The sequence below is a fragment of the Enterococcus sp. HMSC078F03 genome, from assembly GCF_001811595.1.
Classification (GTDB): Bacteria; Bacillota; Bacilli; order Lactobacillales; family Enterococcaceae; genus Enterococcus; species Enterococcus faecalis.
This window is the reverse complement of sequence record NZ_KV805572.1, coordinates 1-19738: the sequence shown is the minus strand read 5'-3', so window position 1 is coordinate 19738 and position 19738 is coordinate 1. Positions and strand designations below refer to the sequence as shown.

Annotated in this window: 18 protein-coding genes; 12 read left to right on the top strand and 6 right to left on the bottom strand. The window is 37.6% G+C overall.

Going from position 1 to position 19738, the window contains the following annotated elements; genetic code table 11:
* Positions 1–39 precede the first annotated feature (39 nt).
* Positions 40–390, top strand: a complete 351-nt coding sequence (locus HMPREF2810_RS09600) for a DUF3899 domain-containing protein (RefSeq protein WP_002355784.1) — start codon at positions 40–42, stop codon at positions 388–390.
* A gap of 78 nt (positions 391–468) precedes the next feature.
* Here the strand turns inward: HMPREF2810_RS09600 and opp1A are convergent, their stop codons facing one another.
* On the bottom strand, positions 469–2139 hold the full coding sequence (gene opp1A, locus HMPREF2810_RS09595; protein WP_002381303.1) for an oligopeptide ABC transporter substrate-binding protein Opp1A: 1671 nt from the start codon (positions 2137–2139) through the stop codon (positions 469–471).
* A gap of 243 nt (positions 2140–2382) precedes the next feature.
* On the opposite strand from opp1A, the gene HMPREF2810_RS09590 reads away from it, so the two are divergent.
* The 6 genes from HMPREF2810_RS09590 to fni all read left to right on the top strand — a co-directional run bounded on the left by HMPREF2810_RS09590 (position 2383) and on the right by fni (position 8433).
* Positions 2383–3456, top strand: coding sequence for an FUSC family protein (locus tag HMPREF2810_RS09590; RefSeq protein ID WP_002383344.1), 1074 nt, complete (start codon positions 2383–2385; stop codon positions 3454–3456).
* A complete protein-coding gene (locus tag HMPREF2810_RS09585) occupies positions 3453–4088 on the top strand; it encodes a pentapeptide repeat-containing protein (protein WP_002383343.1) in 636 nt (211 codons plus the stop codon). The genes HMPREF2810_RS09590 and HMPREF2810_RS09585 overlap by 4 nt, the downstream gene beginning before the upstream one ends.
* 269 nt (positions 4089–4357) lie before the next feature.
* A complete protein-coding gene (mvk, locus tag HMPREF2810_RS09580; RefSeq protein WP_002383342.1) occupies positions 4358–5302 on the top strand; it encodes a mevalonate kinase in 945 nt (314 codons plus the stop codon).
* The gene (mvaD, locus tag HMPREF2810_RS09575; protein ID WP_002355778.1) at positions 5302–6297 is read left to right on the top strand and encodes a diphosphomevalonate decarboxylase; all 996 of its coding nucleotides are present in this window, start codon (positions 5302–5304) and stop codon (positions 6295–6297) included. Before mvk ends, mvaD begins: the two co-directional genes overlap by 1 nt.
* Positions 6298–6299: 2 nt before the next feature.
* Positions 6300–7406, top strand: a complete 1107-nt coding sequence (locus HMPREF2810_RS09570) for a phosphomevalonate kinase (RefSeq protein ID WP_002355777.1) — start codon at positions 6300–6302, stop codon at positions 7404–7406.
* On the top strand, positions 7390–8433 hold the full coding sequence (fni, locus tag HMPREF2810_RS09565; RefSeq protein ID WP_002383340.1) for a type 2 isopentenyl-diphosphate Delta-isomerase: 1044 nt from the start codon (positions 7390–7392) through the stop codon (positions 8431–8433). The genes HMPREF2810_RS09570 and fni overlap by 17 nt, the downstream gene beginning before the upstream one ends.
* A 44-nt stretch (positions 8434–8477) precedes the next feature.
* On the opposite strand, the gene adhE is transcribed toward fni, so the two are convergent.
* The 5 genes from adhE to HMPREF2810_RS09540 all read right to left on the bottom strand — a co-directional run bounded on the left by adhE (position 8478) and on the right by HMPREF2810_RS09540 (position 14667).
* Positions 8478–11075: a bifunctional acetaldehyde-CoA/alcohol dehydrogenase gene (adhE, locus tag HMPREF2810_RS09560; protein WP_002388933.1), complete on the bottom strand. Its 2598-nt coding sequence runs from the start codon at positions 11073–11075 to the stop codon at positions 8478–8480.
* 155 nt (positions 11076–11230) lie between these two features.
* A complete protein-coding gene (locus HMPREF2810_RS09555) occupies positions 11231–11536 on the bottom strand; it encodes a post-transcriptional regulator (RefSeq protein WP_002383337.1) in 306 nt (101 codons plus the stop codon).
* A 261-nt stretch (positions 11537–11797) separates the two neighbouring features.
* The gene (gene yajC / locus HMPREF2810_RS09550) at positions 11798–12196 is read right to left on the bottom strand and encodes a preprotein translocase subunit YajC (protein WP_002383336.1); all 399 of its coding nucleotides are present in this window, start codon (positions 12194–12196) and stop codon (positions 11798–11800) included.
* A gap of 60 nt (positions 12197–12256) precedes the next feature.
* Positions 12257–13402, bottom strand: coding sequence for a tRNA guanosine(34) transglycosylase Tgt (tgt, locus tag HMPREF2810_RS09545; RefSeq protein WP_002355772.1), 1146 nt, complete (start codon positions 13400–13402; stop codon positions 12257–12259).
* 158 nt (positions 13403–13560) lie between these two features.
* On the bottom strand, positions 13561–14667 hold the full coding sequence (locus HMPREF2810_RS09540) for an iron-containing alcohol dehydrogenase family protein (protein WP_002376081.1): 1107 nt from the start codon (positions 14665–14667) through the stop codon (positions 13561–13563).
* A 170-nt stretch (positions 14668–14837) separates the two neighbouring features.
* Here HMPREF2810_RS09540 and HMPREF2810_RS09535 point away from each other — a divergent pair, with 170 nt between their 5' ends.
* The 5 genes from HMPREF2810_RS09535 (at position 14838) to HMPREF2810_RS09515 (ending at position 19677) form a co-directional block, all read left to right on the top strand.
* Positions 14838–16301: an ABC transporter substrate-binding protein/permease gene (locus tag HMPREF2810_RS09535; protein WP_002355770.1), complete on the top strand. Its 1464-nt coding sequence runs from the start codon at positions 14838–14840 to the stop codon at positions 16299–16301.
* Entirely contained in the window at positions 16294–17016 is a 723-nt protein-coding gene (locus HMPREF2810_RS09530; protein ID WP_002355769.1) for an amino acid ABC transporter ATP-binding protein, read from the top strand. The genes HMPREF2810_RS09535 and HMPREF2810_RS09530 overlap by 8 nt, the downstream gene beginning before the upstream one ends.
* Before the next feature lie 15 nt (positions 17017–17031).
* Positions 17032–18183: a pyridoxal phosphate-dependent aminotransferase gene (locus HMPREF2810_RS09525; protein WP_002383335.1), complete on the top strand. Its 1152-nt coding sequence runs from the start codon at positions 17032–17034 to the stop codon at positions 18181–18183.
* A 351-nt stretch (positions 18184–18534) separates the two neighbouring features.
* A complete protein-coding gene (locus tag HMPREF2810_RS09520; RefSeq protein WP_010715063.1) occupies positions 18535–19179 on the top strand; it encodes a hypothetical protein in 645 nt (214 codons plus the stop codon).
* A 21-nt stretch (positions 19180–19200) separates the two neighbouring features.
* Positions 19201–19677 (top strand): hypothetical protein, encoded by a 477-nt coding sequence (locus HMPREF2810_RS09515; protein ID WP_002383333.1) that lies wholly within the window; start codon positions 19201–19203, stop codon positions 19675–19677.
* The last annotated feature ends 61 nt before the right edge of the window (positions 19678–19738 follow it).

Sequence of the window (19738 nt, the reverse complement as noted above, 5' to 3'; positions counted from 1 at the left end):
AATGACTAGATAGACCACAATAATAGATAGGGTGAACACATGAAAACTTTTAAATGGCCAATTATTACAGCCGTTATTTCCAGTATCGGCATTTTTCTTTACTTATTAATAAGTAAAGAACCTATCACTACCTCCTCATTATCAGATACCTTCTTTATCGTTTCGCTTTTCTTTTTAATTATCGGCATTGCTTTATGGATTATGTCCTCTGGCTTTTTCGATAACTTTCAGCGCTCAATGAAAAACGCGTTTCGTTTTAAAAAGAAAAATGAACCGAAAGAGTTTATCCCGCTTTCAGTCATTGGCGATGCACATCGCTCTTTCTGGCTAAAAACTGGGGGAATCTTACTGATTCTGTCTTTAGGCTTTCTACTATTTTACTTGGTCTAAGACAAGATAGCAAGAGGACCGTTGCCTTTTATTCCATGGCAAAGGTCCTTTTTTGTTTGCTATCGATCTTTTGTCAGGTTATTCTGAAATGTATGCCCATTTGTAGTCATACGTTGCGCCAGCAGGATGAACTGCGACATCTTTGACTTTTTCAGCACGTAAATGCGCTTCTGATTTTTGGAATAATGGTACCACACCCATGTCTCCCATAATCGTTTTCTCTGCATTTAACATATCATCCCAACGTTTTTCAGGATCTGTCGCATCTGCACTACTTGCAGCTTTCACGAACTTGTCAAACTCTGGATTGTTATAACGTCCACGGTTATATGAGTTATCTGAAGCAAATAAGTCTAAGAAACTACTTGGATCAGCATAGTCAGCACTCCAACCACCGATTACTGCATCAAAGTCGCCTTTGTTTGAACGATCTAAACGAACAGAGAATGGAACCGGACTAACCGTTACCTTCACACCATCTAAAGCATCTTGAATTGACCCTTGAACAAATTCAACTGTTTTCTTAGAAGAATCTGCATCTGAAGAAAGAATATCCATTGTTAAGGTTGAAATCCCCAATTCTTTTTTCGCTTTTTCCCAGTATTCTTTAGCTTTTTTCGTATCATATTCAATTTGACTACCTGCTTCTTTAGCAAAGTCTTTGCCGCCACTTGGGTCTTTTGCCATATCTGCTGGTACTAAACCGTTTGGCTCGATAGAACCATCCCCTAAGATTGATTCAACTAACGCTTTACGGTCGATTGAGTAAGAAATTGCTTTACGTAAGTTCGCATTTCTAAATGGTGATTTTTCATCACGTTGATTTAGTTCCATATATTGTGTTGATGCTTCTTTTTGACTAACAAAAGCTGGGTCATTGGCCATTTGTTGGGCTAATTCACCAGAAAGAACGACATCGTCTGTTTGACCATCTTGGAACAAGTTCAACGCGGTTGGTGATTCTTTCACGACATTCACATCTACTGAGTCCAGTTTCACTGTGTCTTTATCCCAATATTGATCGTTTTTCTTGAATGACCATTTTGTATCTGTACCAGGACCATCAAAGCCGTCTAAGACGAATGGACCATTGTAGACAGCACTTTCGCTGTTTGATGCATAATTTTTACCATATTTTTCCACAATATCTTGACGTTGCGGGAAGAATGATGGGAAAGCTAATAAGTAATCAAAGTATGGTGTTGCTTTTTCTAAAGTGATTTCTAATTCTGTATCACTGACTGCTTTAATTCCTAATTCTGATTTATCTTTTTCCCCTTTAGCAATGGCATCACCATTTTTTACAGAGGCATACAGATAAGCATATTCAGAAGCTGTCGCTGGATCAACTGTTCGTTGCCATCCGTAAACATAGTCATTAGCAGTCACTGGTTTACCGTCTGACCATTTTGCATCTTTATTTAATTTAATTTTGTATGTTAGTCCATCTTCAGAAACTTCTGCTTTTTCCGCTGCACCTGCAGGTTGGACTTTGTTATCTTTGTCTAAACGATAAATTCCTTCATATACATTATTTAATGCAATAAAACTAATTCTGTCTGTTGCTAGTGATAAATCAGCTGTTGGCATTTCTTGTTGTTCTGTGACACGTAAAACTTGTTCGCCACTTGCCTTACCGCCACCAGACGCGCTTGAGCTATCTGACGTTCCGCCGCCTCCACAAGCCGCTAAAGTTGTTACGCTAAATAATGTAATCACACCGAATGTTAATGACTTTTTCAATTTCATAGTGTTGCCTCCTAAAATAATACAATCTGTATTTTCTGAAAAATCAGAATTTAATAATTATTTATTGCTATGGAATATATCTTACATTTTTCATATTAAAATTGCAAGTCAAAATGTTAACTTTTTTTAATTTTTCTTCTCTTCCTATCAGAAACCACTCTTTTTCTTCCTGTCTTTTATTGCAATTCTTTTGTCAGTTTTCTAAACATTATGGTAAATTAGGAAGTAAAGGAGTGACAAAATATGAAAAATTCTACGTTTTTAAAGGATTTGTTTGCTATTGATAAAGCAAATGACGAATTATTTCGGTTAGTTGGTGTCGCAATTTGTATGGCAATTCCATTATTAATTGGTTATTTTTCCAATAATTTACTCATTGGGACCTTTGGCTCGATGGGCATTTATACGTTTATTTATTATCAGCCGCTTCCTTTGCCTCAATTATTGCGCAGACTGAATATTGTTGGCTTTTTTATTGTTCTGGGCAACAGCTTAGGAATGCTAAGTCACCATGTACCTTGGTTGATTCCTATTACAATTGCCATCGTCGCTTTTTTTGCACGCTTACTTTTTAGATTGTATGGCATTGAGAAGCCTGGTGCTTTGTTAGTTATCATGTCAACCGCAATGGGAACAAGCAACAATTTTCCTTTACATAAGATTCCCATCATGGCCAGTTTTGTTCTTTTAGGAGTAGTGACCGGCATTATCATGGGCATTGTGCTTCATTTCATCGACAAGCGCCCCTACGTTTTTCAAAAACGGATGTCTCTTCAAGAACGACTTTATATTGATCCCGCTTCTTTATTAGATGCTTTGCATTATGCGGCCATTTTATTTTTAGCGGCTTATTTAAGTCAATCGCTTCATTTAGTCAACGCTTATTGGATGACGTTTACTTGCGCAGCCATTTTACAAGGGGAAAATTTACATTCTGTGATGCAGCGAAATGTTCAACGGATTCTAGGTACGAGTCTTGGTTTGTTGCTTTCTGCAATTTTATTAATGATTCCCTTTACACCTTTACAAACAATCGGTATCATTAGTATTCTATATGCAGCTTTTGAAGGATTCATTAACAGAAACTATGCGATTGCCAGCTTTTTTATTACCCCGATGTCCTTATTATTATCAAATCTTGCACGACAGCAAGTCATTAGTAATCTTTTAAACTATCGATTAGTCGGGATTGTGTTAGGTAGTTTACTTGGTTTTGCCGGCGCTTATGTTTTCACAACTGCGCTACGTTTCTATAATCGGGCCTACTCAATTGATGAAACCTTTGAAAATCAACAAGAAGAAAGAGGCGTTTTATGAAAATAACTTATCCCTTGCCACCAAATCTACCAGAACAACTTCCTCTATTAACGAACTGTCAATTAGAAGATGAGGCAATCTTAGAAAGTCATTTGTATCAGCAGATTGATTTACCGAATCAAGAAGTTCGTAACTTAGTCTTTCGGGATGCTGTTTTCGATCATCTTTCATTAGCAAATGGCCAGTTTGCTTCTTTTGATTGTAGTAATGTTCGTTTTGAAGCTTGCGATTTTTCTAACGTCGAATGGCTGTCTGGCAGTTTTCATCGAGTGACTTTCCTTCGTTGCAATTTGACAGGAACGAATTTTGCAGATAGCTATTTAAAAGATTGTCTGTTTGAGGATTGCAAAGCCGATTATGCTTCTTTTCGTTTTGCAAATTTTAATCTTGTTCACTTTAATCAGACTCGTTTAGTCGAAAGTGAATTTTTCGAGGTCACCTGGAAGAAACTCCTTCTAGAAGCTTGCGATTTAACCGAAAGTAATTGGCTAAATACTTCTTTAAAAGGATTGGATTTTTCCCAAAACACCTTTGAACGCTTGACTTTCTCGCCAAACTATTTATCAGGTCTTAAAGTCACCCCTGAACAAGCCATTTATTTAGCAAGTGCCCTTGGTTTGGTGATTACCTAAGAAAATTTTAAAAAAATAGCCGAATAACTGGTTCTGTCGGTTCTTTCTTATTAAATTGTTATTAATTTTTTGGAAAAACCAACGGAACCATTTTACTTGTGCCTTATTTTTAGGTAAACTATCTTAGGTTAAGCAATCTCTTTTTTTGGAACAAGAGAAACTTTTGGAATCATTTCCTATAAATCATGAAGAGATTATGACAAACGTTCTTCTAATCCAAGAACGTCTTTTGTCCTATACTCGATTCTACTCAAAAGGAATGTCAGTGAATGAATATAAAAAAACAAGGCCTCGGTCAAGCGACGGGAAAAATCATTTTAATGGGAGAACACGCCGTTGTTTACGGCGAACCAGCAATCGCCTTTCCTTTTCAAGCGACAGAAATCACAGCCGTCTTTACCCCGGCAAAAACTATGCAGATTGATTGTGCATATTTTACAGGATTGCTTGAAGACGTGCCCCAAGAGCTAGCAAATATCAAGGAAGTTGTTCAGCAAACCTTACATTTTTTAAAGGAAGATACAGTTAAAGGCACTTTGACCTTAACAAGTACGATTCCCGCTGAACGAGGAATGGGTTCAAGCGCAGCAACCGCTGTGGCCATCGTTCGAAGCCTTTTTGATTATTTTGATTACGCTTATACATATCAAGAATTGTTTGAGCTTGTTTCTTTAAGTGAGAAAATTGCTCATGGCAATCCTAGTGGTATCGATGCCGCAGCAACAAGCGGCGCTGATCCATTATTTTTTACTAGAGGATTTCCGCCCACACATTTCTCGATGAATTTATCTAATGCCTACTTAGTAGTAGCTGATACGGGAATTAAAGGTCAAACACGTGAAGCCGTGAAAGACATTGCGCAGCTAGCTCAAAATAATCCCACCGCAATCGCTGAAACAATGAAACAATTAGGTTCTTTTACTAAAGAAGCAAAGCAAGCGATTTTACAAGATGATAAACAAAAATTAGGTCAGCTAATGACGTTAGCGCAAGAGCAACTCCAGCAATTATCCGTCAGCAACGATATGCTGGATCGACTAGTGGCTCTCTCTTTAGAACATGGCGCTCTAGGAGCAAAATTAACCGGCGGCGGTCGCGGTGGCTGTATGATTGCCTTAACAGATAATAAAAAGACCGCACAAACCATTGCACAGACTTTAGAAGAAAATGGAGCTGTTGCTACATGGATTCAATCATTAGAGGTGAAAAAGTAATGCTTTCAGGAAAAGCACGAGCGCATACAAATATTGCTCTGATTAAATATTGGGGAAAAGCCAATGAAGAATACATTTTACCAATGAATAGTAGTTTATCATTAACATTAGATGCCTTTTACACAGAAACAACTGTGACATTTGATGCCCATTATTCAGAAGATGTATTTATTTTAGATGGTATCTTGCAAAACGAAAAACAAACAAAAAAAGTCAAAGAATTTTTGAACCTTGTTCGTCAACAAGCCGATTGTACTTGGTTTGCAAAAGTAGAAAGTCAAAATTTTGTGCCTACTGCAGCTGGTTTGGCTTCTTCAGCGAGTGGTCTAGCTGCTTTAGCAGGGGCCTGTAACGTAGCCTTAGGATTAAATCTTTCAGCAAAAGACTTATCACGTTTAGCGCGACGTGGTTCAGGTTCTGCTTGTCGCAGCATTTTTGGTGGTTTTGCTCAATGGAACAAAGGCCACTCTGATGAAACTTCATTTGCTGAAAATATTCCAGCCAATAATTGGGAAAACGAATTGGCCATGCTCTTTATCTTAATTAACGATGGCGAAAAAGATGTTTCCAGCCGTGATGGAATGAAACGAACAGTAGAAACTTCTAGCTTTTATCAAGGTTGGTTGGACAATGTGGAAAAAGATTTATCCCAAGTTCATGAAGCAATTAAAACAAAAGACTTCCCTCGTTTAGGAGAAATCATTGAAGCCAATGGGTTAAGGATGCATGGAACAACCTTAGGCGCTGTCCCGCCATTTACTTACTGGTCCCCAGGCAGCTTACAAGCGATGGCTTTAGTTCGCCAAGCACGGGCCAAAGGAATTCCTTGCTACTTTACAATGGATGCAGGTCCGAATGTCAAGGTCTTAGTCGAAAAGAAAAACTTAGAAGCATTAAAAACATTTTTAAGTGAACATTTTTCAAAAGAGCAGTTAGTCCCAGCTTTTGCTGGTCCCGGAATTGAATTGTTTGAAACGAAAGGAATGGATAAATAAGCATGATTGAAGTTACTACGCCAGGAAAGTTATTTATTGCAGGAGAATATGCCGTTGTTGAACCTGGCCACCCTGCCATTATCGTTGCTGTGGATCAATTCGTAACTGTAACTGTCGAAGAAACAACAGATGAAGGCAGTATTCAATCTGCACAATACAGCTCGTTACCTATTCGTTGGACACGCCGAAATGGTGAGCTTGTATTAGATATTCGCGAAAATCCTTTTCATTATGTTTTAGCGGCGATTCATCTAACTGAAAAATATGCGCAAGAGCAAAACAAAGAATTGTCATTTTATCATTTAAAAGTGACGAGTGAATTAGATAGTTCAAATGGACGAAAATATGGTCTTGGTTCAAGCGGTGCGGTAACCGTTGGAACTGTCAAAGCCTTGAATATTTTTTATGATTTAGGTTTGGAAAATGAGGAAATTTTCAAATTATCAGCATTAGCTCACTTAGCCGTTCAAGGAAATGGTTCCTGTGGAGATATCGCTGCCAGCTGTTACGGGGGCTGGATTGCCTTTTCAACCTTCGATCATGATTGGGTCAACCAAAAAGTAGCCACTGAAACATTAACTGATTTGTTAGCAATGGACTGGCCTGAATTAATGATTTTTCCGTTAAAAGTACCGAAACAACTACGTTTACTAATTGGTTGGACAGGTAGCCCTGCGTCCACTTCTGACTTAGTTGATCGAGTCCATCAATCAAAAGAAGAAAAACAAGCGGCTTATGAGCAGTTCTTAATGAAAAGTCGGCTTTGTGTCGAAACAATGATTAATGGCTTTAACACAGGAAAAATTTCTGTTATTCAAAAACAAATTACTAAAAATCGCCAATTGCTCGCCGAATTATCTTCACTAACTGGTGTGGTAATCGAAACAGAAGCCTTGAAAAATCTTTGTGATTTGGCTGAATCTTATACAGGAGCTGCGAAATCTTCTGGCGCTGGCGGGGGCGATTGTGGGATTGTAATTTTCCGCCAAAAATCTGGGATTTTACCATTAATGACTGCTTGGGAAAAAGACGGAATTACCCCACTGCCACTTCACGTCTATACCTATGGTCAAAAGGAGTGTAAGGAGAAGCATGAATCGAAAAGATGAACATCTATCATTAGCTAAAGCGTTCCACAAAGAAAAAAGTAATGACTTTGATCGTGTGCGTTTTGTTCACCAATCGTTTGCTGAATCCGCTGTTAACGAAGTGGATATTTCCACTTCGTTTCTTTCTTTTCAGCTTCCCCAACCTTTTTATGTCAATGCAATGACAGGTGGTAGTCAGCGTGCAAAAGAAATTAATCAGCAATTAGGCATTATTGGCAAAGAAACTGGCCTTTTAGTTGCGACAGGATCTGTCTCGGCAGCGTTAAAAGATGCTAGTTTAGCGGATACGTATCAAATTATGCGAAAAGAAAACCCAGATGGACTCATTTTTGCCAATATTGGTGCAGGTTTGGGTGTGGAAGAAGCAAAGCGAGCGCTTGATTTATTTCAAGCGAATGCCTTACAAATCCATGTAAATGTGCCCCAAGAATTGGTCATGCCTGAAGGAGATCGTGATTTCACTAATTGGCTAACCAAGATTGAAGCTATCGTACAGGCCGTTGAAGTGCCTGTCATTGTCAAAGAGGTTGGCTTTGGCATGAGCCAAGAAACCTTAGAAAAACTCACCTCTATCGGCGTTCAAGCAGCGGATGTGAGCGGCCAAGGCGGAACGAGTTTTACACAAATTGAAAATGCCCGGCGGAAAAAACGCGAACTTTCTTTCTTAGATGATTGGGGGCAATCAACGGTTATCTCTCTTCTGGAATCACAAAATTGGCAAAAGAAACTAACTATTCTCGGCTCTGGCGGTGTGCGTAACTCTCTTGATATTGTCAAAGGACTCGCTTTAGGTGCCAAAAGCATGGGAGTTGCTGGGACTATCTTAGCTTCCCTTATGAGTAAAAATGGTTTAGAAAATACCTTAGCCCTTGTACAGCAATGGCAAGAAGAAGTGAAAATGCTTTATACTCTTTTAGGAAAAAAGACGACAGAAGAATTGACGAGTACCGCACTTATCCTCGATCCAGTTTTAGTTAATTGGTGTCATAACCGTGGTATCGACAGCACTGTTTTCGCAAAACGTTAAAGAGACCAGAACATTAATGTTCTGGTCTCTTTATTTGAGTTCTTTTATCCTACATAAGCATCTAAGATAATTTGTTTTAGTTCACTAATTAATGGTTCTTTCGGATTTGCAGTTGTACATTGGTCTTCATATGCAAGTTCTGCCATACGATCAACCGTTGTGTCTAATGTTTCTTGTGAGACACCTTGGGCTTTCAAGTTCATGTCAATTCCGACTGATTTACCTAAGTCTGCTACTGCTGTTGCTAAAGCTTCTACTAATTCTGCGGTAGTATTTCCTTTTAAGCCTAAGAATTTTGCAATGTCTGCATAATCAGTATCGGCGCGGAAGTAATCATATTTAGGGAACATTGCGTGTTTTGATGGATCTTTCGCATTGTAACGAATAATATGTGGTAATAAAATCGCATTTGTACGACCATGTGGAATGCCATATTCCCCACCAATTTTATGAGCAATAGAGTGACAAATACCTAAGAATGCATTGGCAAATGCCATCCCTGCCATGGTTGATGCATTATGCATTTTTTCGCGAGATTCCATATCTGGACGTTTCACTGAATTTTCTAAATGATCGAAAACTAACTTGATTGCTTGTAAACTTAAACCACGTGTGTAATCTGAAGCCATCACGGAAACATAAGATTCAATAGCATGTGTTAAAACATCCATACCTGTATCTGCAGTGACTGAAGCTGGCACAGACATTACGAACTGTGGATCAACAATCGCTACATCTGGTGTTAACGCATAGTCTGCTAACGGATATTTCACGTGTGTTTCACTATCAGTAATAACGGCAAATGGTGTAACTTCTGAACCAGTTCCTGAAGTAGTTGGGATACAAACAAATTGTGTTTTTTCTGGTTTGGCAATTTTATATGTCCGTTTGCGGATATCTAAGAATTTTTGTTTTGCACCAAAGAACTCTGTATCTGGGTGTTCATAGAACATCCACATGCCTTTCGCCGCATCCATTGCAGAACCGCCACCCAAGGCAATCACTGTATCTGGTTGGAAATCAACCATCATTTTGGTACCTGCATAAACAGTATTTGTTGATGGGTTTGGTTCAACATCAGAAAATACTTCGATTTTCACATCATTTTTACGTTTTTGTAGCTCTTTACGTACGATATCTGCATAGCCAAATTGAACCATACCTGGGTCACAAACTAACATGACACGTTCAACATTTTCCATTTTTTGTAGATATTGTAAAGAATTTTTTTCAAAGAAAATTTTTGGAGGTAATTTAAACCATTGCATATTATTTCTCCGTTTCGCTACCGTTTTAATATTAATTAAGTTAATGGCTGATACGTTTTTAGAAACAGAGTTTTTCCCGTATGAACCACAACCAAGTGTTAAGGATGGAATCATTTCGTTATAAATGTTACCGATACCGCCTTCTGCTGATGGAGTATTCACTAAAATACGACAAGCTTTCATACGTAAACCAAAAGCAACTTGTAACTCTTCATCTTCTGTATGAATTACTGCTGTATGTCCTAAACCACCTAAGTTTAACATCGCTTCACATAGTTCAAAAGCATGCTCTGCATTGTTTGATTTCATCATTGCTAAAACTGGCGATAATTTTTCTCTTGATAATGGATATTCTGGACCTGCACCTTCTAATTCAGCGACTAAAATTTTTGTGCCTTTTGGTACGCTAATTCCTGCTAATTCAGCAATTTTTTCTGCAGAGTTACCGACAATCGCTGGATTTACTGCGTATTTGCCTTCATTCATCACTGCATCTTCTAGTTTTTGTAATTCATTCGGTTTCACGAAGTAAACATTGTGTGCTTCAAACTCAGCTTTGACAGAAGCATAAATTTCTTTATCCACAATGACCGCTTGCTCAGAAGCACAAATCATTCCATTATCAAATGATTTTGAAACAATTAAATCATTAACAGCACGTTTTACTTTAGCCGTTTTTTCAATATAAGCTGGTACGTTCCCAGGACCAACGCCTAGTGCTGGTTTACCTGTTGAGTATGCAGATTTTACCATACCTGCGCCACCAGTTGCTAAAACAATGGCAATCCCTGGATGATTCATCAAAGCAGATGTTGCATCAATCGATGGTTGTTCAATCCATTGAATACAATTTTCTGGTGCACCTGCTGCAATCGCCGCATCCCGTACAATACGTGCCGCTTCTGCCGAACATTTTTGTGCGCTAGGATGGAAAGCAAAAACAATTGGATTTCTTGTTTTTAAGGCAATTAGTGATTTAAAAATAGTTGTTGACGTTGGGTTTGTTGTTGGTGTGACCCCACATACCACGCCAACTGGCTCAGCAATTTCCATTAAACCGGTTTGTTCGTCTTTGTTAATTACACCCACTGTTTTATCATGTTTAATATTATTCCAAATGTATTCAGATGCATACATATTTTTGATTGCTTTATCTTCATAGATTCCACGGCCAGTTTCTTCGACAGCCATTTTTGCTAAAGGCATATGTTGGTCTAACGCCGCCATTGCCATTTGATGGACAATGTGATCTACTTGTTCTTGTGTAAAATCTTCCATTGCTTTTAAAGCGACATTCGCTTTTGTTGCTAATTCATCAATCATTGATGAAACATCAACTGTTTCTGTCTTTTCTTTTTTTACTGTTTTAACCATGTTCATCCTCCTAAGAGTTTCATTTTAAAAAAACTTTGTTAACTATTTCACATTCACATCATACAACATAAAATGGATCTTGTAAATAGTTTTTGTGATATTTTTCACAACTATTTATAATTTTTTTATCTCAAAAAAAAGACCTATTCTTTTTTCTAGAATAAGTCTTCAATATCATGCCAGTCCCTTAAAGGTTTTTTTGATGTCTGTGCCAATAATTGTTGATAGTCAAAAAATTCATTTGGCTTAACCTTCTGAATGTCTTTACGACAGTCTTTGACAGATAAATGGGTTTGTTTTTTCCAACGATAGGTGAGTAAATAAGTCAATAAATCTTCTTCGTTGATGGAAGAATAACCTAGTTCACGAAAATTTTGGCACTTCTTTTTAATACTTTTATTGAGCATTTTTTGTTGTAACCAACTTAATTTTTCCTTTGTCATGGGCTCTTCTCCTTCCAACCAAGCGAAAGATTGCTCACTATTTAACTATCTTCCAACATTATAAAAAGGAACCTTTTTTGTAAACTTAATAGTTAAAAAGGACTTAGGACGTAAGTCCAAATGACCTACCTTCCTAGTCCTACATTTTAAGATAAACGACACGAGCGGAATAGGAATTATCTCTTCTTATTGGCTTTCTCGCGTGACTACTGGTCACAGTTTCGCCTTTGAAAAGCCTGTTCCGCTCTCTTTAACCATTAAATGAATCAGTTGATTCGTTTAGTCTTTCTTTTCTTTTGAAGGATCTGATGTTTCAGGAACTTCAGTTACTTCTTCTGTGACTGTCTCTTCAACTTCTGTGACTGGTACACTAGTTACTGCTGAATCATTTGTAACAGCAGTTCCAGGTGTTACAGTTCGAATTGCTGCACGGTCAAATTCTAAGACAATACCTTCGCAATCGATTAAAACTGTTTTTTCGTTGATTTCACTTAAAACACCATGTAAACCACCAATTGTGACAACACTATCGCCAGTTTTCATTGCGTTTAGTTGTTTTTGACGTTCTTGCTGTTGTTTCTTTTGAGAACGTGTCATGAAAAACATCATTCCTCCTAGAAGGACTAATGTAAAAATCATTGTAAATCCGCCACCCATTTGTTTCACCTCACTCTGCATTATTCACACTACTAACTGTATCAAAAAAATGCTTGAAGAACTAGTTTTTTCCTCTAATTTTTAGAAACTTTTTGCATTCGCTTTATTAAAGCCATATTCTTCAAAAAACGCTTGTCGGAATTCTAATAAATTGTCGTCCATAATTGCTTGACGGACATTTTTCATTAAGTCTAACAAGAAGTATAAATTATGATACGATGTTAAACGGATTCCGAATGTTTCATCACATTTAATCAAATGACGAATATAGGCCCGCGTATAATTACGACAAACATAACAATCACATTTCTCATCAAGCGGACGAAAATCTCTTGCATATTGGGCATTTTTAACAACCAAGCGGCCTTGTGAAGTCATACAAGTACCATTGCGCGCAATACGTGTTGGTAACACACAATCAAACATGTCAATCCCACGAATCACTCCATCAATTAATGAATCAGGGGCACCCACACCCATTAAGTAACGTGGTTTATTTTCTGGAATTAACGGTGTCGTAAAGTCTAAGACTCGGTTCATTTCTTCCTTAGACTCACCAACAGATAAGCCACCAATCGAATAGCCAGGAAAATCCATACTCACTAAATCTTTAGCACTTTGACGACGTAAATCTTCAAATCCCGCACCTTGAACAATACCGAATAATCCCTGTCTATCAGGATTCGCATGGGCTTTTAAGCCACGCTCAGCCCAACGAGAAGTCCGTTCGATCGAGCGTTTGACATACTCATAGCTTTCATCAAATGGTGGACATTCATCAAAGCTCATCATAATATCTGATCCTAATTTATTTTGAATATTGATCGCTTTTTCTGGAGAAAGGAACATTTTTGAACCATTTAAATGATTTCTAAAATGCACACCTTCTTCTTCGATTTTCCGCATATCACTTAATGAGAAGACTTGGAAGCCACCTGAATCAGTTAAAATAGGTTGATCCCAGTTCATAAATTTGTGTAAACCGCCTGCTTCTTCGACTAAATCTTCACCTGGGCGTAACCATAAATGGTAAGTATTACTTAAAATAACACCGGCACCCATTTCTTTTAATTCTTCTGGTGACATTGTTTTAACTGTCGCAAGTGTACCTACCGGCATAAACATTGGTGTTGGAAATGTGCCGTGAGGAGTAATTAATTCACCTAAACGCGCACCTGTGTGTTTATCTTTTTTGATTAAACGATAACGAATGGCTGGTTCCGTCATTCATTTCCCTACTTTCTACTATAATTTGTCCTCCCATCATCATACTTTTTTTTTATTGAATTTGCAAGGATTTCTCAAGGTTTCTTTTTTCAAAAAAGGATCCTTAAAAAACAGCAACTAGTTCAAATAATTCAAATGAACTAGTTGCTGTTTGGTACTTATTTTGTCGCTGTATATTTTTCTAAATCTTGCATCGCTGTTTTCACAATTTCAGGGGTAATTTTTTGTTTCATATAATGAATCGTTTCGCCTTCTATACAAGCACGTTCTGCTACTTCTTGATACTCGGCTTCAGTTAAGTCCATGTCCATTTCTTTTAAAGAAATAGGCAAACCTAGTTGGTGATAGAAAGGAATCAATTCAGCGATTTCTTGCCATTTCTCTTCAATGGCTAATTGAACAAACACACCATACGCCACTTTGTTTCCATGCAATTGTTGATGGCTAGCTGGCAGCAAAGTTAGTGCATCATGAATGGAATGGGCACCCGCTGTCCGACCATAATCATCGCCAAAGCCACCCACCATTCCACCAATAATTAAATTTGTTTCGATGACATCAATAAACGATTGATTTAATTGTTGCTCTTCCATCGCTTTTAAAGCATTGATACTTTCATTTAACAAAATATCGCGGCATTTTTCCGCGGCAAAATGAGAAACTTGAATAGGTAACACTTGGACGTCTAACTGCGAAATAATCGCATCTGCTTCGTACCATTTAGCTAATGTATCCCCAATACCTGCCACCATTAAGGACCGAGGCGAATGCAATAACACTCTTGGTTCTACCAACACCAAAGCGTTTGCTTGCGGAAAAACGTCATACCGTTCCATTGCTCCATCTTCTCGATACATTACACTCAATGGCGTGCACGGTGCACAAGTAGCTGCTAAAGTGGGCAAAATAATTACCGGTAACGCCATTTTGTGTGCTAAGGCTTTGCCCAAGTCGGCCACTTTTCCTCCACCGACAGCGACGATGGCCTCTAAATGATTGTCCAGCACTTGCGCTTCTAACTCTTGCACACGTTGATCTGTACAAACACCTCCATAGTTTTCAAAAACAGCTGTTACTTTTTGAAACGTCGGAAAATACGGTTTTGCCGCTTGCCATGACTCAGTCCCGTGTAAAATGAATACACGATGAATATTTCTGCATAATAGTTGTCCTTCTAATAATTCCCACGAACCAATTTCGCAAAGATACTCTTGTGGTGTCCCTCTCACAATTAATGATTGTTCCATCTTGAAAATCCCCTTCATTTTTGACTTTTGAAAATTTTTTTGAAAAAGTTGTATTTTTTCAACTCTACTACTTTTCCTTTTACATATTCTATGATATGATAAACCACATCATAACACAATAAATTTTTATACATTTATTCGCTTTTTTTGAATATTTATAAAAATAATACAAAAAGGAGTTTACGCAAATGACCAAATGTAAAAAATGGCTACAGACGATTTTACCAATTTTATTCTTGTTGCTCTCATTATTACCTATTAAAGAAACTTTTGCAGCCGAAAACGATCCAGTCTATGACAAAATCATCCAAAAGGGAGAACTAGTTGTCGGCCTATCCGCAGACTATGCCCCTTATGAATTTCATGCAAAAGTAGATGGTGAAGATAAAATTGTCGGTTTTGATATTTCTATTGCTCAAAAAATTGCCGACGATTTAGGCGTTAAATTAAAAATCGAAGAACTAGGCTTCGATGCTCTGTTAGGGGCCTTAAAAACTGGCAAGATTGACATGGTCATCTCTGGCATGTCGCCAACGCCTGAACGATTAAAAGAAGTAGCTTTTTCTCAACCATATATGAACGTTCAACAAAGAGTCATTGTTCGGAAAGAAGACAAAGATAAATTTCATTCCACTAAAGATTTCGAAGGCGTTCGTGCAGGTGCCCAAAAGCAAACGACACAAGAAGAATTAATTAAAACCGAATTAACCGGTGCTGTCCCTACTTCTCTTCAAAAAATTCCAGATTTAATTATGAATCTAAAAAATAATAAATTAGATGCAGTCGTTATGGAAGAACCGGTTGGCGAAGCCTATGTTTCTCAAAATGAGGATTTAGCTTTTGCTGATGTTACCTTTGAAAAAGGCTCAAAAGATACTGCCGTTGCTTTTCCTAAAGATGCGCCCGTTTTGACGGAGAAAGTAAATGCCTCTATTAAACAAATTAATGATCAAAAATTAATGGACGGTTATAAAAAAGAAGCCAATCAATTAATGTTCCAAAAAGATCAAAGCTTTTTACAAAAGTATGGAAAGTTCTATCTTAACGGTGCAGGCTATACCATTTTCCTAGCTTTCATTGGTGTTTTGTTTGGTGCCATTTTAGGGGCATTACTTGCTTTAATGAAGTTAGCCAATTCCAAAATTTTACGTGGCATTGCCATTGCTTATATTGAATATGTTCGTGGCACTCCTTTGCTTGTTCAAATTTTTATTGTCTATTTCGGGACAGGCGTTCTTGGTTTAGACTTATCAAAAGTAGCAGCTGGTTGTATTGCCCTTTCTCTAAACAGTGGTGCATATGTAGCAGAAATTATTCGTGCTGGTATTCAGGCAGTTAATAAAGGACAATTGGAAGCTGCTCGTTCTTTGGGAATGAATCAAAATCAAGCAATGCGATACATCATTTTCCCACAAGCTATTAAAAATATTTTACCAGCGTTAGGCAATGAATTTGTTACAGTAATTAAAGAATCTTCCGTTGTTTCAGTCATTGGCGTTTCGGAACTAATTTTCCAAGCTGGCAACGTTCAAGGAGCAAGTTTTAAACCCTTCTTACCTTACTTAATTGTATCGTTGATTTATTTCGTCCTAACCTTTACTATCTCGCGTCTATTAGGTGTTGCTGAAAGGAGAATGAGTACTAGTGATTAACATTAAAAACTTACAGAAAACATTCGGAAAAAATGAAGTACTTAAAGGAATTGACTTAGAAATTGAAGCTGGTGAAGTTGTCGTAATTATTGGCCCTTCTGGTAGTGGTAAAAGTACTTTTTTACGTTGCTTAAACTTATTAGAAACACCAACTGGTGGCAGCGTTGAATTTGAAGGAAAAAATTTATTAGATAAAAATACCAACATTGATCAACTTCGTCAAAAAATGGGAATGGTATTCCAAAATTTCAATCTTTTCCCGCATAAAAATGTCTTGGAAAACTTAACGATTAGTCCTGTTAAAGTAAAAAAAGAAGCCGCTGCTGAAGCCACAGAACATGCTCTTTCTTTACTGGAACAAGTTGGTTTATCAGATAAAAAAGAAAATTATCCCGCTCAACTTTCTGGTGGGCAACAACAACGGGTAGCGATTGCTCGCGCTTTAGCCATGCGTCCTGACGTGATGCTGTTCGATGAACCAACTTCTGCCTTAGACCCTGAAATGGTGGGCGAAGTGCTATCCGTTATGAAAAATTTAGCTATTGAAGGGATGACAATGGTAGTGGTTACCCATGAAATGGGCTTCGCAAAAGAAGTTGCGGACCGTGTCATTTTTATGGATGCAGGAATTATTCAAGAAGAAGGCACACCTGAAGAAATTTTTGATGCGCCACAAAACCCAAGAACACAAGATTTTCTAAGAAAAGTTTTATAAAAAGGAGCACCTGGTATGGATCGCAAGAATATCGCAACACGTTACCAACAACCTACTGAAAATTTACTCATGGATATTGCAACATTGGCGAAAAAGACCCCAAATTTAATCGATTTATCGATTGGTGACCCTGACTTAATTACCGATGAGCGGATTATCGAACAAGCAGCTAACGATGCCAAAAATGGGCATACAAAATATACCGCTTCTGATGGTAGCGAGGCATTCATTGAGGCGGTCATTCAGTTTTATCAGTCACATTATCAATTATCCTTTCAACCGAATCAAGTCCGGGCCACAGTTGGCGCTCTGCACGGAATGTACCTTGCCTTACAAGTGATTCTAAATCCTGGAGATGAAGTGATTATTCATGAACCTTACTTCTCTCCTTATAAAGACCAAGTCCTTTTAGCAGATGGTGTTCCGGTCTTTTTGCCAACCTATGAAGAAGATGGTTTCCAAATTGATGTAGCTCTTTTGAAAGAAAAAATCACGCCTAAAACCAAAGCGATTATTCTAAATTCACCGAATAACCCGACAGGCGCTGTTTTCTCTGAAGAAACTTTCAGAGAAATCGCACAGGTAGCGATTGAACACAATTTATACATTCTTTCAGATGAAGTTTATGAAGCCTTTTGTTTCCAAGAAACGTTTACTCCCATGGCTACGTTTGCTCCAAAAAATACTATCACTTTTGGCAGCTTTTCAAAAGCCTTTGCAATGACTGGCTGGCGTATTGGTTATATGATTGCCCCAGACTATATTAACGAAGTAGCCAAATTAATTAATGAAGGCGTTACGTATTCTGCGCCTACGTTGTCACAGCAAGCAGGAATCTATGCGTTACAACATTTTGACGAATTTGTAGACCCGATCGTTGAAGTGTTCCAAACACGTTTAGAGTATGTGGCACAACGAGTAGCAAAGATTCCTTTCCTTTCGCTTCATCCAGTCAAAGGAAGTATTTACGCCTTCATTAACATTCAAAAAACCGGACTAACTTCCGTTCCTTTTGTGGAAAAGCTTTTAAAAGAGACACAAGTATTAGTGATTCCTGGAAAAGCATTTGGTGAAACAACAGGCGATGAGTACATTCGTTTAGCCGCAACACAAAATTTAGATTTATTAAAGGAAGCGTTCGATCGAATTGAAAGAATGACCTTTTAAACTGACAATAAGCATGAAAGAGATCAATTATGATTACTTTCATGCTTATTTTTTAATTCCTTTCAAGAAAAATCATTTTAATTATATAAATTAAATATTTTAAAAAAACTATTTTAAACATATAAATAAAAAATACTACGTTTCAAATTAAAACAAACCCAATTGAATACTATCTATATTTCATGATTTATATTTAACAACATGAAAATCAATATAATTGAAATCAATTGAAATTATTTAAATGAAATAACATAAAAATAATTAGATTATTTTATTTTAAAATTCTATAATTATTATACTTGGAGTTCAAGTATATTATTTAAAGTTAGGAGTTTTGTAAATGAAAAAACATTGTTAAGCACTTCATCGTTATTCTTTTCTTTGTTGGTTGTTGTTGGATTTACTGAACACGCAAATGCTGCTGATTTTATTCCCGGAAAAATTGTAGAATCAGAGGAATTTGACGATTCTGAACGGGTGGTTGTTTTACCTGACGGTGCCGCTATCTCTGGTGGAATTTTTGAAATTGATGATCCAAACTTGTTTCCAGAACCCGTTGTGATTGATACCGAGACCTCCCCTTTAGCAATTACTACTAATGAATATAAAAAAATGGTTGAAGCAAAACCTTTAATCAATCGTGCTGATTTAGTTCGCAGAGGCTCACCTGCTCCAACTACCGCGGCTGGAACTTACACTGTTCCAAATAACGGATTATATAGATCCAATTACTTTAGCGGAAGAGGTTGGCGCTTTGCAGGTTACAATTTCAGGCCTGCGAGTGGAACAGGTGCTTATCTACGTTGGCAAACCTATAATGAATCAGCTTTGGTAGGAACAACCCGCAACGCCAGGGATACATACAACACAGGAACTGGTTTTGGTACTATCATGACCCCTGGCTATTCGATGTATTTTACCGGGCCAGGTAATCTAACTACCTACTATTCTTTTAACCCTGCGCCTAATTCTTATTATATCGTCCGCAATTGGTAATCAGAAAGGAGAAACAAAATTATGAAAATAAAACACTCTTTTTTTAAAGCGACGACAGTACCTCTTCTATTAGGGACTTTGTTCATTAGTTCAAGCTTATTAACTAAAGCTGCTTTAGCAGAAGATACCACGACAACAGCTACTATCTCTGAAGCTACTGAGCCTATTGTAACTACTGAAACAGAAAGGACCTCCCCTTCTGTAAACGAGGAAAATCCGACCATTAAAGCTGCCCTTGAGGATGCTAAAAAATCTCCAGAATGTTGGTTACCCATATTTGAAGAGGAAAATTTCACAGAAGCAACCACTATTCTTGTCATGCCAGAAGGAGCCTTTATATCAGGCCAAATTGAACTAGGTACCGGCGAATCTTGGGATAGCGATACTGACCCAAATGCAACAACATTAGGTGAATTACTAACTGCTTTAGATGAGCACGACTTAAATCCTTATGGTGAAAAAGGAACCTCTCCTTTTAAGAATTCAATACATTCATGAAAATAAAAAAACGACAGCCATTGTAGCGACCCCAAAAAGTTAGACTTTTTATAGAGTGGAT

What these genes read in the sequence shown, in the direction of transcription:
- mvk (WP_002383342.1), top strand. Translation starts at nt 4,358, where the DNA reads ATGAATATAAAAAAACAAGGCCTCGGTCAAGCGACGGGAAAAATCATT.
- HMPREF2810_RS09535 (WP_002355770.1), top strand. Translation starts at nt 14,838, where the DNA reads ATGACCAAATGTAAAAAATGGCTACAGACGATTTTACCAATTTTATTC.
- HMPREF2810_RS09525 (WP_002383335.1), top strand. Translation starts at nt 17,032, where the DNA reads ATGGATCGCAAGAATATCGCAACACGTTACCAACAACCTACTGAAAAT.
- yajC (WP_002383336.1), bottom strand. Translation starts at nt 12,196, where the DNA reads ATGCAGAGTGAGGTGAAACAAATGGGTGGCGGATTTACAATGATTTTT.
- HMPREF2810_RS09515 (WP_002383333.1), top strand. Translation starts at nt 19,201, where the DNA reads ATGAAAATAAAACACTCTTTTTTTAAAGCGACGACAGTACCTCTTCTA.
- HMPREF2810_RS09540 (WP_002376081.1), bottom strand. Translation starts at nt 14,667, where the DNA reads ATGAAGGGGATTTTCAAGATGGAACAATCATTAATTGTGAGAGGGACA.
- HMPREF2810_RS09600 (WP_002355784.1), top strand. Translation starts at nt 40, where the DNA reads ATGAAAACTTTTAAATGGCCAATTATTACAGCCGTTATTTCCAGTATC.
- tgt (WP_002355772.1), bottom strand. Translation starts at nt 13,402, where the DNA reads ATGACGGAACCAGCCATTCGTTATCGTTTAATCAAAAAAGATAAACAC.
- adhE (WP_002388933.1), bottom strand. Translation starts at nt 11,075, where the DNA reads ATGGTTAAAACAGTAAAAAAAGAAAAGACAGAAACAGTTGATGTTTCA.
- HMPREF2810_RS09590 (WP_002383344.1), top strand. Translation starts at nt 2,383, where the DNA reads ATGAAAAATTCTACGTTTTTAAAGGATTTGTTTGCTATTGATAAAGCA.
- fni (WP_002383340.1), top strand. Translation starts at nt 7,390, where the DNA reads ATGAATCGAAAAGATGAACATCTATCATTAGCTAAAGCGTTCCACAAA.
- HMPREF2810_RS09585 (WP_002383343.1), top strand. Translation starts at nt 3,453, where the DNA reads ATGAAAATAACTTATCCCTTGCCACCAAATCTACCAGAACAACTTCCT.
- mvaD (WP_002355778.1), top strand. Translation starts at nt 5,302, where the DNA reads ATGCTTTCAGGAAAAGCACGAGCGCATACAAATATTGCTCTGATTAAA.
- opp1A (WP_002381303.1), bottom strand. Translation starts at nt 2,139, where the DNA reads ATGAAATTGAAAAAGTCATTAACATTCGGTGTGATTACATTATTTAGC.
- HMPREF2810_RS09570 (WP_002355777.1), top strand. Translation starts at nt 6,300, where the DNA reads ATGATTGAAGTTACTACGCCAGGAAAGTTATTTATTGCAGGAGAATAT.